Consider the following 14,305-nt stretch of genomic DNA (forward strand, 5'->3'; position numbering starts at 1 on the left):
GCGCAACGCCGGGCTCACTCAACACAATCAACACGGACTTCTGCAACATGGCTTATTCCTGGTTTGCCACCCGCTTGCGCGCGCTAGGCAGCGTGGCCGCACTCTCGCTCACCGCGCTCGGGACGATGCCGTCGGCGGCCCATGCCGCGTCGATCACGCTGTACAACGCGCAGCACGAGCAGGTCGTCAATCTGCTCGCCAAGGACTTCGAAAAGCAGTCGGGCATCTCCGTGAAAATCCGCAACGGCGAAGGGCCGGCGCTCGCCGCGCAGATCGTCGCGGAAGGCGCGGCGTCGCCCGCCGACGTGTACTTCACGGAGAACTCGCCGGAGCTGATGCTGCTCGAGGAAAAGGGTCTGCTCGCGAAGGTTGACGCAGCGACGCTCGGCGCTGTGCCGGCTCGTTTCAATTCGCCGGGCGGCGTGTGGGTCGCCGTGACCGCGCGCGAGAGCGTGCTCGCGTACAACACGACGAAACTGCAGGCGTCGCAGCTGCCGCAATCGGTGTTCGACCTCGCGAAGCCGGAATGGAAAGGCAAGGTCGGCATCGCGCCGAGCGACGCCGATTTCCTGCCGCTCGTAAGCGCGGTGCTCGCGCTGAAGGGCGAAGAGCAGACGCTCGCATGGCTGAAGGGCCTGAAAGCCAACTCGCAGATCTTCGACGACGACGAAGGCGTGGTCGCCGCGGTCAATCGCGGCGCGGTCGCGACCGGTCTGATCAACAACTACTACTGGACTCGTCTGCATGCGGAAATCGGCGATGCGAAAACCCGCAGCGCGATCTATCACTTCGGCCACGGCGACGCCGGCGCGCTCGTCAACGTATCGGGCGCGGCCGTGCTGAAGTCCGCGCACAACGCGGACGGTGCGCAGAAGTTTCTCGCCTATCTGGTCAGCGAACGCGCGCAGCAACTGATGGCCAACAGCCACGTGATGTTCGAGTATCCGCTGCACGCGGGCGTCGCGCCGGACCCGATCCTCAAACCGTTCGCCGAACTGACTCCGCCCACGCTGACGATTCAGCAGCTCGGCGACGATAGCCAGGCCGGCAAGCTGCTGCGTCAGGCAGGTCTTCTGTAAATGAGCGAAGCTCTGTCAGCCGGTCCGCCGGCTGTCCCCCCTGCCCCGGCGCGCGTGCGGACGCGCGCGCCGTGCGGCCTGTTCGCGGCGGCGGCACTCAGCGCTTTGCTGGTGCTGCTGCCGATTGCGTTTACGTTCTGGCGCGCGGCGAGCTTCGACCTCGGTGACGCGCTCGATCTGATCTGGCGGCCGCTCGTCGGCGAGTTGCTCGTCAACACGGTGTTGATCACCGTCACGACGACGCTGGTCTGCGCGGTGATCGGCACAGCCGCCGCGTGGTTCGTCGAACGAACGCATCTGCCCGGACGGCGCGCGTGGGCCGTGCTGTGTGCCGCGCCGCTCGCCATGCCAGCGTTCATTTCGAGCTATGCGTGGGTGTCGTTGAGCGAGGACTTGCAGGACTTCAACGGCGCGCTGCTCGTGCTGAGCTGCGCGTATTTTCCGCTCGTCTATCTGCCGGTCGCCGCCGCGTTGCGCGGCATGGACCCGGCCCTCGAGGAAAGCTCACGCGCGCTCGGCTGCAACCGCTGGACCAGCTTCGTGCGCGTCGTGCTGCCGCAACTGCGCCCGGCGCTGCTCGGCGGCATGCTGCTAGTCGCGCTCGGCGTGCTCTCAGAGTTCGGCGCGTTCACGCTGCTGCGCTTCCGCACGTTCACCACGCAGATCTACGCGGAATACCGCACCAGTTTCGACGGCGGCGGCGCATCGCTGCTCGCGTGTCTGCTGATCGTGATCTGCCTCGTCGTACTCGCATTCGAGTTTCACGTGCGCGGCGCGGCGCGCTACGAGCGCGTCGATCGCGGCACGCGCCGCGCGGTGTTGCGCTACCAGCTCGGCGCGTGGCGCTGGCTCGTCGTCGCGGGTTTTGCGCTGCTCACGCTCGCGACGCTCGGCGTGCCGCTCGGCATGATCGGCTTCTGGCTCACGCAGCCGGGCGCGGCCGCCGTGACGCCCGCCGATGTGTCGCCCGAGTTGCTGTGGAACGCGACGTTGTCGTCGCTCGGTTTCGGCCTCGCCGCCGCCGCGCTGACCACCCTGCTCGTCGTGCCGCTCGCGTTTCTGCTGGTGCGTTATCCGACGCGTTTCGCGACGCTGTTCGAGCGCACCGTGTTTCTCGCGCAGGGCGTGCCGGGGCTCGTGATTGCGCTCGCGATCGTCTCGCTCGCGGTGCATGCGCTGCAGCCGCTCTATCAAAGCGCGACGCTGCTGGTCGTCGCGTACGCGATCCTGTTCATGCCGGTCGCGCTCGTCAGCGTACGCGCCGCATTCATGCAGGCGCAGCCGCGCCTCGAGGAAACCGCGCGCGCGCTCGGCTTGAACTGGACCCAGACGCTCGTGCGCGTGGTCCTGCCACTCGCGGGCCCCGGGCTCGGCGCGGCCGCTGCGATGGTGTTCATCTCGGTCGTCACCGAGCTGAACGCGACGCTGCTGCTGTCGCCGCTCGATACGCAAACGCTCGCTACCCAGATTTGGGCTGATACTTCGACGATGGCGTTCGCCGCCGCCGCGCCGTATGCGGCGCTGCTGACCGGCATCTCGCTGTTCGCCTCGGGGCTGCTGTTCACGCTGCTCGGCCGTTCGGCGCTGCTCGGCGAGCGAGGCTAACACGCGCCTGCTTTTTTTGATCGCTGCTTTTCTTCGACCTGCTTCGGATTTTCATGAGCGAACTTCGTATCCGCGGACTGCAGAAATCGTTCGACGGTCACCCGGTGCTGCACGGCATCGATCTCTCGGTCGAGCGCGGCACGCTGCTCGCGCTGCTCGGCCCCTCGGGCAGCGGCAAGACCACGCTGTTGCGCCTGTTGTGCGGCTTCGAGCGCGCGGACGGCGGCAGCGTCGAGATCGACGGACGACGCGTCGTCGGCGACAACCTGCACGTGCCGTCGGAACAACGCCGCATCGGCTACGTGCCGCAGGAAGGCGCGCTGTTTCCGCATCTGTCGGTCGCGGACAACATCGTGTTCGGCCTGCCGCGCGCGCAGCGCCGCGCGCGGCATCGCGTCGCCGAACTGCTGGAGCTGGTCGGCCTGCCCGCGCATTTCGGCGAGCGCGCGCCGCAGCAACTATCGGGCGGCCAGCAGCAGCGCGTCGCGCTCGCCCGCGCGCTCGCACCTGCTCCAACGCTGGTCATGCTCGACGAGCCGTTCTCATCGCTCGACGCCGCGTTGCGCGTCGAAACGCGCCAGGCGGTCGCGCGTGCGCTCGGCGCGGCCGGCGCGACTGCCGTGCTGGTCACGCACGACCAGTCCGAGGCGTTGTCGCTCGGGCATGAAGTCGCGGTGCTGTGGAACGGCCGGCTGATCCAGACCGCGACGCCCGAGGCGCTGTACCGCCGGCCCCTGACGCGCGAGCTTGCGTCGTTCGTCGGCGAAGCGGTGTTGTTGCCGGGCGTCGCGCAACAGGATCGCGTGAGCTGCGAGCTCGGCGAACTCGAGCTGGTCGCGCGCGTGGGCAACGGCGCGGTCGACGTGATGTTGCGTCCCGAGCAGATCCGTCTGCTACGCGCCGATGAAACCGTGCGCACCGGTGCCGCACACGACGCGCTCGTCACCGATGTGATCTTCCAGGGGCAGGACGCGAGCGTGGCGTTGCAATTGCAGTCCGCCACGCGCACGATGGTGCGCGCGCGCGTGCCCGGCTATCTGTGCCCGCGGCCAGGCGAGCGCGTGCGGCTCGCTGTCGAGGGAGAAGTGACGGCTTATTCGCGTACCTGAACGGTCAGGGCTGGCGTTCCCAGCTACCGCAATGACAGGTCCTGCACCATCTGCTGCGCCAGATAATCGCAGGTCGGCCGATCCGATTTCGCGCTGCGCGCGACCACGATTTCGAGCGGCGCAATTCTCGGCAGACCTTGCGCGTCGCCGAGTATCGCGAGACGCGGCGGCACGCTGCAGCGCGTCAGAGCAATCACCGACAGACCAGCATCCACGGTCGCCACGAGCCCCATCAGGCTCGCGCTGCTGAACGCCGCGCGATAACGGATGCGCGCGCCATCCAGCGCAGCAAGCGTGTGCTGACGCGCGACGCAGCCCGGCTCGTACAAGCCCACCGGCAACGGCGAGGCCTTCAACACCGGCGTATCGACCGACGCCCCCACCCACACCATCGGCTCGCTGCGCACGAATTCGCCGCGCAGTTTGCGGTCGCGCGTGACGAACGCGAGGTCGATCTTGTTGTCGGCGAGCATCGGCGCGAGCGCCGTGCTCTGCGCGCAGACGATCTCGATCTCGACGCGCGGGTACAGCGTCGCGAAACGCCGCAACACCGGCGACAGCAGCGACGACACATAGTCGTCCGGCGCGCCGAGCACCACGCGCCCGGTCACCTCGGGCCGCACGATCGCCGACCACGCCTCCTCCTGCAGCGCGAGCGCCCGACGCGCGTATTCGAGCAGCGTATTGCCGGGCCGCGTCAGCGCCAGGTTGCGCGTGTTGCGTGCGAACAGCGTCGTGCCGAGCATCGTTTCGAGCCGCTTGATCTGCATGCTGACCGCCGCCTGCGAGCGATGCACGCTCGCCGCCGCTTTCGTGAAGCTGCCCGCCTCCACCACCGCGACGAAGCTGCGCAACAGGTCGACGTCGAATTCAGGGTTCACGATTTATCAACCGGGCTTATGGAATTGCTCAATTTAATTCGTTTGTGATGAGGCCGCAAGCGGCGCAATACTCGCAGGCATCGTCTTACGGAGTCGTTGCGCATGTCCCTCACCTCACGTCAACAAGGCGCGATCACGCTGGCGAGTGGCGGGCTGCTGATGGGCACGATCGGCGTTTTCGTCGAGGAAGCGCGGCTCGATGCGCTGACGCTCGTTTTCTTCCGATGCCTGTTCGGCTTTCTGTCGCTCGCCGCGTATTGCGCGTGGAAGGGCTTTTTCACGCGCACGCAGTTCACGCGCCGCACGATGTTTCTCGCGCTGATTTCCGGCGTGCTGATGGTCACGCAATGGGTCGGCTTTTTCGACGCGATTCATCGCACCAGCATCGCGGTCGCGACCGTGGTGTTTCATGTGCAACCGTTCTGGGTCGTGTTGATCGGCGCGGCGCTGTTCAACGAGCGGCTCGGCGCGGACCGGCTCGGTTGGATCGCGACCGCGTTCGTCGGGCTCGTGCTCGCGTCGGGCGTGATCGCCGCCGGCAATCTGCAAGGCCACACCAGCTATCTGATCGGCTTGAGCGAAGCGCTGCTCGGCTCACTGCTGTATGCGAGCGTCACGCTGATCGCCAAGAGTCTCGGCGAATTGCGCCCGCATCTGCTGACGCTCACGCAATGCGCGGTCGGCGTGATCTGCCTGCCGCTGATTGCGCCGCTGATCGCGCCTTTGACGCTCACGTATATCGGTCCGATGCAGTGGTTCTGGCTGGTCGGCATGGGCGTCCTGCACACGGGCTTGTCGTATGTGCTGATTTACGGCGCGCTGCCCAGGCTCAGCACGCCGGTCATCGCGGTGCTGCTGTTCGTTTATCCGCTGACCGCGATCGTCGTGGATGCGCTCGTGTACGGCCGCGCGCTGTCGCCATCGCAACTCGCGGGCATGGCGCTGATCGTCGCCGCGAGTCTTGGCGTCAATCTCGGCTGGCCGTTGCTCACGCTGGTCAATCCGAACGGGCGGGCGCGCAGTCACGCGAAGTAAAGCGCGCCCCGCCACTCTCTCACTGCGGCAGAACCTCGCCGCGCGTCTCCGGCGCGAACGGAATCACCAACAGGCCGACCACGAACGCCAGCGCGGTCAACGCGATCGGTACGCCGAGTGTCTGCATATGCAGCACCGCAGCGCCGAGCAGGAAGTTGACGCCCGCGCCGACGAAGCGCCCAAACGACGTGCAGAACGCAAACGCGGTCGCGCGCACGCGGGTTTCGAACTGCTCGGGCAGCCACAGGCTGAACAGCGCGAAGTTGCCGCCGAAAAATCCCAGCACGAACAGCCACGCGATAAACGGCGCGAGGCCATTCGGCAGATAGAACGCCCAGCCGAAGCTCGCCGCGATCGCCACCGCCATCCCCGCGAAGTACACCGCGAGCGTCATCTTGCGGCCGATGCGCTCGGCCAGCGGCGGCAACGCGAGGCAACCGATGATCGTGCCGATCGACAGCAGACCGGTAGCAAGCGACGCCGTGCGAATCGAATCGCCCTTCGACATGCCGGCGCGCGTCGCGAGCTGGATGACCGCGGACGGCTCATACACGGCACCCGCCCACAGCCCGATGATCGCGATCGTCAGCAGAATGCACGCGACCCATGTGCGGCGCCGGTAAGCCGGTCCGAGGATCTCGCGCAATGGCTTCACACGCACCGCCTTTGCCTCGGCCTTCTGCCACTTCTCCGGCTCCTTCACGCGCAGCAGAATCAGAATCGCGACGACGACCGGCACCGCGCCGGTCAGGAACATCGCCCGCCAGCCGAAATGCACACCGATTGTGTAATTGAGCGCGGCCGCGAGAAAGAATCCCGCGTAGTAGCCGGTCTGTAGATACCCGGCGCCCATCTTGCGACGATCCTCGGGCCATGCCTCGGCCACGTAGGTGCCCGCAAGCGCCCATTCCCCGCCGATGCCGACGCCCGCGATGAAACGATAGATCGCGAGCTGCCACACGTTGCTCGCGGTCGCGGCGAGCCCCGTGAAAATCGCGAACGTGAAGATCGTCGCGGCGAGCACCTTGGTGCGGCCGAAGCGATCGGCGAGCGGTCCCCAGATGAACGACAGCCCCCAACCGACAAGAAACAGCGCGAACAGGATCGAACCCGCGAGGCCGACGTTCGACGGCGTCGCCGCGATGCCCGAACGCGGCAACAGCTCGGTCAACGCGGGCGTGAGCACCAGCGCGTAAATGAACGAGTCCATGCCGTCGAGCGTCCAGCCGGCCCACGCGCCCCAAAACCCTGCGATCTGCGAACGATTGAGCGGTGTGCGCTGACGCACGACGGCTCGTCGGTCGGTCACTGTATTCATCATGCTCCTCCAGCCTACGATGGTTGAACGTAACGAAAAACGACAGGCGCGCTCGAAGGCGATCGACGACGTTGATTGATCGGCGATGTCCTCATACAACTAACTCAGAGGACGGCGCGGGGTATTTGCCGGGACATGCGTGAAAACTCTTCCGGGTTTGCCCGCGCTGAAATGCGCGTCTTTTTATATATAATATTTGATATCATGACTCACGCAACTGAAGGTTTTCCCCTGGATGCCCCTATGTCCGGTTCGATACTTCCGGCTGCCGCGCCGCGCGAAAGCACTTCGCACGTGATCGCGGAGGCGCTGCGCGCGGCGATCGTCGACGGCACGCTCGCGCCTGGCGCACCGTTGCGGCAGGACGCGATCGCCCGGCATTTCTCTGTCAGTGCGATTCCCGTGCGCGAGGCGCTGCGCCAGCTCGAAAGCGAGGGTTGGGCACGCGCGGCGGTCCATAAAGGCGCGACCGTCGCGCCGCTGTCCGCCGACGAGGCGCGCGAGATCTACGAGATCCGCTCCGCGCTCGAAAGTCTCGCGCTCGGCCTCGCGATTCCGAATCACACCGCCACGACGCTGCGCGAAGTCACGGACTTGTGCCGCGCCGCCGAACGCGAAGCGGACCCGTCGCTGTACGTCGCGCGCAATGCCGCGTTTCATATGAGTCTTTACGCGCCCGCCGGCCGGCCGCAGCTCGAGGACATGATCGGGCTCCTGCACCGGCGCGGCGAACGCTACCTGCGCCTGAAATTCGGCTTACCGTCGTACAAGGGCGAGTCCGACAGCGAGCACGTCGCGCTGCTCGAAGCCGTCGAGCGCCGCGATATCGCAGCCGCGCAGTCGATCGTCGTCGCGCATCTGCTCGGCACCGGCGAGTTGCTGCATCGTTTCCTGACCGAGCGCGCGCGCGAGGAAGCCGCGCTTGCGCATCAACCGAAGCCGCGCGGCCGACGTCCGCGCGTCACCACCGGGAGCTGACCCAGCCGATGAACCACCCCGCCGAAGCCGCCGCATCGCTGTCCATCGTCCGCTCGTGGACGACCCGTCGCGACGAAAAGAACCGCCGCCTCGCGGCCATCGCGCCGTGGCTCGAAGACGGCGTGCTGCCCGCGCACCGCATCGTCGATGCGCTCGAAACGCTGATCCAGCCCGGCGACCGTGTCGCGCTCGAAGGCGACAACCAGAAGCAGGCCGACTTCCTGTCGCGCTCGCTCGCCAAGGTCGATCCGCAAAAGCTGCACGACGTGCATCTGCTGATTTCGAGCATCAGTCGTCCTGAACATCTGACGCTGTTCGAGCGCGGCATCGCGCACAAGGTCGACTTCTCATTCGCGGGGCCGCAGAGTCTGCGTGTCGCGCAACTGCTCGAAGACGGCCAGCTCGAAATCGGCGCGATCTATACGTATGTCGAGCTGTACGCGCGCATGTTCGTCGATCTGACGCCGCACGTCGCGCTGCTGTGCGCGGAACAGGCCGACCGTCACGGCAACCTGTACACCGGGCCGAATACCGAGGACACACCGACCATCGCCGAGGCCGCCGCGTTCCGTCACGGCATCGTGATCGTGCAGGTCAACGAGATCGTCGACGAACTGCCGCGCGTCGACATTCCGGGCTCGTGGGTCGACGTGGTCGTGCAGGCGGACCGGCCATTCGCGGTCGAGCCGCTGTTCACGCGTGATCCGCGTCATATCGGCGACTTGCAGGTGCTGACCGCGATGATGGTGATTCGCGGCATCTACGAGCCGTATGGCGTCACCTCGCTGAATCACGGCATCGGCTTCGATACCGCGGCGATCGAACTGCTGCTGCCCACGTATGGCGAGTCGCTCGGCCTCAAAGGCAAAATCTGCCGCAACTGGACGCTCAATCCGCACCCGACGATGATTCCCGCGATCGAATCGGGCTGGGTCGACAGCATCCACTGCTTCGGCAGTGAAGTCGGCATGGAGGCGTATATCGAGGCGCGCCCCGATGTGTTCTTCACCGGCAACGACGGCAGCCTGCGCTCGAACCGCGTGCTGTGTCAGCTGGCCGGGCAATACGGCGTCGATCTGTTCATCGGCTCAACGTTGCAGATCGATGCGGACGCGAATTCGTCGACGGTCACGCGCGGGCGGCTCGCGGGTTTCGGCGGCGCGCCGAACATGGGCCACGATCCGCGCGGCCGGCGCCATTCGAGCGAGGCGTGGCTGAAGCTGCTGAAGGGCGGCGGCGCCGTTTCGCGTGGTCAGAAGCTCGTCGTGCAGCTTGCCGAGACATACAAGAAAGGCGGCGAGCCGACCTTCGTCGATGAACTCGACGCGGTCGCCGTCGGCGCGAAAAACAATATGCCGATCGCGCCGGTGATGATCTACGGCGACGACGTGAGCCATGTGGTCACCGAGGAAGGCATCGCGCATCTGCACAAGGCCGAGGGCATTGACGAGCGGCGCGCGGCGCTCGCGGCAGTGGCCGGTGTCACGCCGATCGGTTTGCGCGCGAAGACGGAGAAAACCGCCGAATTGCGCCGGCGCGGCATCGTCGCGTATCCGGAAGATCTCGGCATCCGGCGCGGCGAAGCGAAGCGGTCGCTGCTCGCGGCGCGCAGCATCGACGATCTGGTCACGTGGTCGGGCGGACTGTACGCGCCGCCCGCGCGCTTCCGGAGCTGGTGACGATGGCGTACGCGGCTGCTCTTCTGGAACGGTTGGACGCGCCGGTTGCTTCAGTCTTGCGCGATACGTGCGGTATCCCGCCGGCCGCACCGATGGCGGTCGCACCGTTTTCCGACGCCCAACTCGCGCGCGACGCGGTCACCGCGCTAATCGACGAAGCCGAACTCACGCCGAAGCCCGCGCTCGTCGACCGGCGCGGCAGCGGCGCGCATCGCGACCTCGACCTCGCGATCATGCGGCGCTCCGCGCACGCGCTCGAACCGACCTTCGCGGCGCTCGCCCGCACGGCGCGCCGCCTCGGGGAGCCATCGGCGCTGCTGCGCGCCGAACTCGCGCAGATCGGCCGCGCGGGCGAACAGGACATGATGCGCGCGACGGGCGGCAGCAATGCGCATCGCGGCGCGATCTGGATCATCGGCTTGCTCGTTGCGGGCGTGGCGCTCGAAACGTCGTCGAATGCGGCCAACCATCTGGATACCTCGCGCGTCTGCACGCTGGCCGCGCAGATCGCCTGCTTTCCTGACCGCTTCGCCGCTGCTTCCGACAGCCACGGCGAACGCGCGCGTCAACGCTATCAGGTCGGCGGCGCGCGGCGCGAAGCACAGGACGGCTTTCCGCACGCGCACGACGTCGGCCTGCCCGCCTTGCACGCGGCGCGCGCACGCAATCTCGACGAAAACGCCGCGCGCATCGACGCGCTGCTCGCGATCATGAGCAAGCTCGACGATACCTGCCTGCTGCATCGCGCGGGCCTCGCTGGTTTGCATGCGGGCCAGCGCGGCGCGCGACGCGTGCTCGACGCGGGCGGCAGTTCGACACCCGCGGGCCGCGTCGCGCTCGACACGCTCGAACGCGAACTGCTGTCGCTGAACGCATCGCCTGGCGGCGCGGCCGATCTGCTCGCCGCCACCCTCTTTCTCGACATGCTGGCGCATCGCGACGCCAGCCGGAGCTGAGCCTCATGGAACATCTGACCTTCGACTATCCGGCGCAACGCGCCGTCACGACCCGCGCGCACGTCGGCGTGGTCGGATCGGGCGATCTGGAAGTGCTGCTCTCGCCCGCCACGGCCGCTGCAAGCGGCTCGGCGCTCGCCGCGCACGTGGTCGTGCGCACCAGCGTCGACGGCTATAGCCACATCTGGAAGAGCGTGCTCGACCGCTTCTTCACGCGCTACGACGGCGCCGTGCACATCGAGATCAACGACTTCGGCGCGACGCCCGGCGTAGTCGCGCTGCGGCTCGCGGAAGCTGTCGAAGCGGCCGAGGAAGGAGACCGCGCATGAGCACCACCTCCAGCGTTCATCGCGCGCCGCTGCTGCGCGAGAGCTTCATCGAACTGCCCGCGCGCGAGCGCGCCCGGTCGCTCCTCGACGCGGGCAGCTTCCGCGAACTGCTCGGACCGTTCGATCGCATCGCGTCGCCGTGGCTGCCCATGCAGGGCATCGTCTGCCAGGCCGACGACGGCTGCGTCATCGCGCGCGGCATGATCGACGGTGAACCGGCCGTGGTTGCCGCGATCGAATCGGCGTTCCAGGGCGGCAGCATCGGCGAAGTGTCGGGCAGCAAGATCGCCGCGGCGCTCGAAATGGCGCTGCGCGATTGTGAGCGCGGCAAGCTCGTGCGCCCCGTCGTGCTGTTCGAAACCGGCGGCGTGCGGCTGCAGGAAGCGAACCTCGGGCTCGCGGTCATCGCCGAGATTCAGGCGGCAATTGTCGCGCTGCGCCGGCACGTGCCGGTGATCGGCGTGATCGCGGGCATGGTCGGCTGCTTCGGCGGCATGTCGCTCGCGGCCGCGTTGTGCTCCTACCTGGTCGTGACGAAGCAGGGACGGCTCGGCATGAACGGACCCGAAGTGATCGAGCAGGAAGCCGGCATCGACGAACTCGATGCGAGCGATCGTCGCCGGGTCTGGCAACTGATCGGCGGCGAGCAGCGCGTCGCGAGCGGGCTCGCCGACACGCTCGTCGACGACGATGCCGATGCGGTGCGCGCCGCCGTGCACGCCGCGTTCGCGAGGGGCCTACCGGCCGCGCATCGCAGCGAGCAGGTCGACACGTTCCTGGAGCGGCTCGCGCGGATCGATCCGGCAAACGTCACGCCCGAGACGGTGCGCGATGTGTACAACCCGCAGGGCCGCGCTGCATCGAACAGGGAGCAGGCATGAACGACACGACACTCACGCGCGGCGCGCGCTGGTTCAATGCACTCGCAGGTGAACCGTCGAGCGCGGCGCCGGTCTGGAGCGGTGATGTGCCGCTCGGCGGCGCAACCGCGCGCTTCATCACGGTCGTGCCCGATCCCGCGAACCGCTTTCCACGCGCGACCACCAACGTGGTCGGGCTCGAACAGGGTTGGCGGCTCGCGCGCGCGGTGCGCGAAGTGATCGACGCGGATGCAGGCGTGGACGCCAGCGCCCGCCGCCCGATCGTCGCGATCGTCGACGTGAAGAGCCAGGCGTACGGCTATCGCGAGGAAATGCTGGGCATTCACCTCGCCTGCGCGGCCGCCGTCGACGCCTATGTGAGCGCGCGTGACGCCGGCCATCCGGTGATCGCGCTGATCGTCGGTCCGGCGATGTCGGGCGCGTTCCTCGCGCACGGCTATCAGGCGAACCGCATTGTCGCGCTCGACGCACCCGGCACGATGGTCCACGCGATGGGCAAGGAAGCGGCCGCGCGCGTCACGCGCCGCACGGTCGAAGCGCTCGACGAACTCGGCGAGACGATCGTGCCGATGTCGTATTCGATGGCGTCGTTCGCGAAGTTGGGGCTGCTCGATCAGCTCATCGGAGGCATCGACGCGGATGCACCAAACGCGGCGCAGATCGAGCGCGTGCGCGCGGTGCTGGCCGAGCAGATTCGCAGTGCGCGCGAGGGGAATCGGACGCTCGCGCGCCGGCTGGAATCAGCGGCGGCGCGGCAGACTCGCGCGGCGTCGATCGAGGTGCGGCGGCGTCTTGCCGAACAATGGGATGCCGTGTGATGCGAGTTTGCGCGGCCGCGCCCTTCCCCACCCCCCGCGCCACCTCGTGCGACGCGCGGTGGCGGCCGCATGATCTGCTGCGCTTGCGGCGGCTGGATGCGCTCGCCGATGAACCGGCGTGGGTTCGCGACACGTTCGAACGCGCGCCGTACGCGGTCGTTCGACGCGCGCTCGCCGCTGATGGGTTCGTCGCGATCGGCGTGCGGGGTACGCAGCGAGCGCAGCGCTATGGCACCTGGGTGCATGCCGACGATATCGTCAGTGCCGTGTCGCCGGAATCCTTGGCGCAAGCCCAAGCTGATACCGGACGTGACGCGTTGCCCTCTTTCATTGCGCTGACTTTCCTGCAACGTGATCCGTGCGGTCCGCTCTCGCGATTCGTTTGGGGTCCTGCGGGAAGCACGGGTTTTGAACTGGCGACACACATGCCGACCGTCAACGAAGCCAGCGATCTCGATCTGTTGATCCGCGCCCCCGAACCGCTCGCATTGGCTGCCGCGCGTGCGTTGCTGGAGCAATTGCAAACGCTCGCGGTGCGTACCGGCATCCGTATCGATGCGCAACTCGAAACGCCTGCGGGTGGTGTGGCGCTCGCGGAATGGGCCGCGGGCAAGGCGCATGTGCTTGCCCGGCATGCGGGCGGTCCTCGCTTGATCGCCGATCCGTGGGCTGCTGCTGTTCATGATGGCGCTGTCTGATGCTCGCGCTTCTCTTTCCCGGCCAGGGTGCGCAGAGCGAGGGCTTTCTGCATCGGTTGCCGCAGCATCGCGCGGTACAGGACACGCTCGCTGAAGCAGCCGACACCCTCGACATCGACGTGCTGACGCTCGACTCACCCGACGCTTTGAGTTCAACAGTCGCCGTGCAACTAGGCTTGACCATCGCGGGCGTCGCAATCGCGCGCGCGCTCGCCGATGAGGGACTCGCGGCGGAAATCAGCGCGGGGCTGTCGGTCGGCGCTTTTGCGGCAGCGGTCAGTTGCGGCGCGGTGGCGTTTCGCGACGCGTTGAAGATGGTACGGCGACGCGCCGAGCTGATGGAAACCGCTTATCCGTCGGGCTATGGTCTCGCGGCTGTCTCTGGCTTGAGCGAGCAGCGGGTGGAAACGCTCGTCGCGCAGCAGGCTGCGGAGCAACGGCAACGCGTGTATATCGGCAACGTCAATGCGCCGCGCCAGATCGTGATGGCCGGCGCGGACGATGCGCTAGACGCGTTCATCGAACACGCGCTCTCGGCCGGCGCGCGCAAGGCCACGCGGCTCGCGGTCAGCGTGCCCTCGCATTGCGAATTGCTCGCGCATGCGAGCGACGAACTGCTCGCGTACTCGCGCGAGTTACCGTTTGAACGACCGCGCGGCGTCTATATCGGCAATCGCGGCGGACGTCCGTTATATACGGCCAAGGCGATTCGCGAAGATCTCGCGACCAACATACGCTACACGGTGCGCTGGTTCGATGCGCTGACGGCGATGCAGGAAATGGGCGCGCACGTGCTGGTCGAGGCGCCCCCGGGTCAGGTGTTGACGGATATCGTGACGGGGAATTTCCCCGAGGCTATTGCGCTGGCTGCCAGTACGTTGCCGTTTGACAGATTGGTGGGAACGGTGCGCAGGCGCCTTGAGCTCGTCTAACGCTGTG

General features: G+C 67.2%; 14 protein-coding genes. 12 read left to right on the forward strand and 2 right to left on the reverse strand.

Annotated features, from left to right (window positions below):
• The first annotated feature begins 47 nt into the window (after positions 1–47).
• From L0U81_RS22495 to L0U81_RS22505, 3 genes are read left to right on the forward strand one after another with little or no spacing between them, the layout of a single operon-like run.
• On the forward strand, positions 48–1,079 hold the full coding sequence (locus L0U81_RS22495; protein WP_233807893.1) for an iron ABC transporter substrate-binding protein: 1,032 nt from the start codon (positions 48–50) through the stop codon (positions 1,077–1,079).
• Complete coding sequence (locus L0U81_RS22500; protein ID WP_233805707.1) at positions 1,080–2,684, forward strand: ABC transporter permease; 1,605 nt, start codon at positions 1,080–1,082, stop codon at positions 2,682–2,684.
• Between the two features lie 53 nt (positions 2,685–2,737).
• A complete protein-coding gene (locus L0U81_RS22505) occupies positions 2,738–3,793 on the forward strand; it encodes an ABC transporter ATP-binding protein (RefSeq protein WP_233805708.1) in 1,056 nt (351 codons plus the stop codon).
• Positions 3,794–3,816: 23 nt separating this feature from the next.
• Here the strand turns inward: L0U81_RS22505 and L0U81_RS22510 are convergent, their stop codons facing one another.
• Complete coding sequence (locus L0U81_RS22510) at positions 3,817–4,674, reverse strand: LysR family transcriptional regulator (RefSeq protein WP_233805709.1); 858 nt, start codon at positions 4,672–4,674, stop codon at positions 3,817–3,819.
• Between the two features lie 102 nt (positions 4,675–4,776).
• Between L0U81_RS22510 and L0U81_RS22515 the strand changes: the two genes are divergently transcribed.
• Complete coding sequence (locus L0U81_RS22515; RefSeq protein WP_233805710.1) at positions 4,777–5,709, forward strand: DMT family transporter; 933 nt, start codon at positions 4,777–4,779, stop codon at positions 5,707–5,709.
• 19 nt (positions 5,710–5,728) lie between these two features.
• Here the strand turns inward: L0U81_RS22515 and L0U81_RS22520 are convergent, their stop codons facing one another.
• Positions 5,729–7,027 carry an MFS transporter gene (locus L0U81_RS22520; protein ID WP_233807894.1) on the reverse strand — a complete coding sequence of 433 codons (1,299 nt, stop codon included), beginning with the start codon at positions 7,025–7,027 and terminating at the stop codon, positions 5,729–5,731.
• A 204-nt stretch (positions 7,028–7,231) separates the two neighbouring features.
• On the opposite strand from L0U81_RS22520, the gene L0U81_RS22525 reads away from it, so the two are divergent.
• From L0U81_RS22525 to mdcH, 8 genes are read left to right on the forward strand one after another with little or no spacing between them, the layout of a single operon-like run.
• Complete coding sequence (locus tag L0U81_RS22525) at positions 7,232–8,005, forward strand: GntR family transcriptional regulator (protein WP_233805711.1); 774 nt, start codon at positions 7,232–7,234, stop codon at positions 8,003–8,005.
• 8 nt (positions 8,006–8,013) lie between these two features.
• Entirely contained in the window at positions 8,014–9,684 is a 1,671-nt protein-coding gene (gene mdcA, locus L0U81_RS22530; RefSeq protein WP_233805712.1) for a malonate decarboxylase subunit alpha, read from the forward strand.
• A 2-nt stretch (positions 9,685–9,686) separates the two neighbouring features.
• Entirely contained in the window at positions 9,687–10,640 is a 954-nt protein-coding gene (locus L0U81_RS22535) for a triphosphoribosyl-dephospho-CoA synthase (RefSeq protein ID WP_233805713.1), read from the forward strand.
• A gap of 5 nt (positions 10,641–10,645) precedes the next feature.
• Complete coding sequence (locus L0U81_RS22540) at positions 10,646–10,969, forward strand: malonate decarboxylase subunit delta (protein ID WP_233805714.1); 324 nt, start codon at positions 10,646–10,648, stop codon at positions 10,967–10,969.
• Positions 10,966–11,850 carry a biotin-independent malonate decarboxylase subunit beta gene (locus L0U81_RS22545; protein ID WP_233805715.1) on the forward strand — a complete coding sequence of 295 codons (885 nt, stop codon included), beginning with the start codon at positions 10,966–10,968 and terminating at the stop codon, positions 11,848–11,850. Before L0U81_RS22540 ends, L0U81_RS22545 begins: the two co-directional genes overlap by 4 nt.
• A complete protein-coding gene (gene mdcE, locus L0U81_RS22550) occupies positions 11,847–12,668 on the forward strand; it encodes a biotin-independent malonate decarboxylase subunit gamma (RefSeq protein ID WP_233805716.1) in 822 nt (273 codons plus the stop codon). Before L0U81_RS22545 ends, mdcE begins: the two co-directional genes overlap by 4 nt.
• Positions 12,668–13,366: a malonate decarboxylase holo-ACP synthase gene (locus L0U81_RS22555; RefSeq protein WP_233807895.1), complete on the forward strand. Its 699-nt coding sequence runs from the start codon at positions 12,668–12,670 to the stop codon at positions 13,364–13,366. Before mdcE ends, L0U81_RS22555 begins: the two co-directional genes overlap by 1 nt.
• Positions 13,366–14,298, forward strand: coding sequence for a malonate decarboxylase subunit epsilon (gene mdcH / locus L0U81_RS22560; RefSeq protein WP_233805717.1), 933 nt, complete (start codon positions 13,366–13,368; stop codon positions 14,296–14,298). Before L0U81_RS22555 ends, mdcH begins: the two co-directional genes overlap by 1 nt.
• The last annotated feature ends 7 nt before the right edge of the window (positions 14,299–14,305 follow it).

This window comes from Paraburkholderia sp. HP33-1 (assembly GCF_021390595.1).
Classification (GTDB): Bacteria; Pseudomonadota; Gammaproteobacteria; order Burkholderiales; family Burkholderiaceae; genus Paraburkholderia.

Coding starts and splice junctions, on each gene's coding strand:
- mdcA (WP_233805712.1), top strand. CDS start 8,014: ATGAACCACCCCGCCGAAGCCGCCGCATCGCTGTCCATCGTCCGCTCG.
- L0U81_RS22495 (WP_233807893.1), top strand. CDS start 48: ATGGCTTATTCCTGGTTTGCCACCCGCTTGCGCGCGCTAGGCAGCGTG.
- L0U81_RS22535 (WP_233805713.1), top strand. CDS start 9,687: ATGGCGTACGCGGCTGCTCTTCTGGAACGGTTGGACGCGCCGGTTGCT.
- L0U81_RS22515 (WP_233805710.1), top strand. CDS start 4,777: ATGTCCCTCACCTCACGTCAACAAGGCGCGATCACGCTGGCGAGTGGC.
- L0U81_RS22555 (WP_233807895.1), top strand. CDS start 12,668: ATGCGAGTTTGCGCGGCCGCGCCCTTCCCCACCCCCCGCGCCACCTCG.
- L0U81_RS22505 (WP_233805708.1), top strand. CDS start 2,738: ATGAGCGAACTTCGTATCCGCGGACTGCAGAAATCGTTCGACGGTCAC.
- mdcH (WP_233805717.1), top strand. CDS start 13,366: ATGCTCGCGCTTCTCTTTCCCGGCCAGGGTGCGCAGAGCGAGGGCTTT.
- L0U81_RS22500 (WP_233805707.1), top strand. CDS start 1,080: ATGAGCGAAGCTCTGTCAGCCGGTCCGCCGGCTGTCCCCCCTGCCCCG.
- L0U81_RS22540 (WP_233805714.1), top strand. CDS start 10,646: ATGGAACATCTGACCTTCGACTATCCGGCGCAACGCGCCGTCACGACC.
- L0U81_RS22525 (WP_233805711.1), top strand. CDS start 7,232: ATGACTCACGCAACTGAAGGTTTTCCCCTGGATGCCCCTATGTCCGGT.
- L0U81_RS22545 (WP_233805715.1), top strand. CDS start 10,966: ATGAGCACCACCTCCAGCGTTCATCGCGCGCCGCTGCTGCGCGAGAGC.
- L0U81_RS22520 (WP_233807894.1), bottom strand. CDS start 7,027: ATGAATACAGTGACCGACCGACGAGCCGTCGTGCGTCAGCGCACACCG.
- mdcE (WP_233805716.1), top strand. CDS start 11,847: ATGAACGACACGACACTCACGCGCGGCGCGCGCTGGTTCAATGCACTC.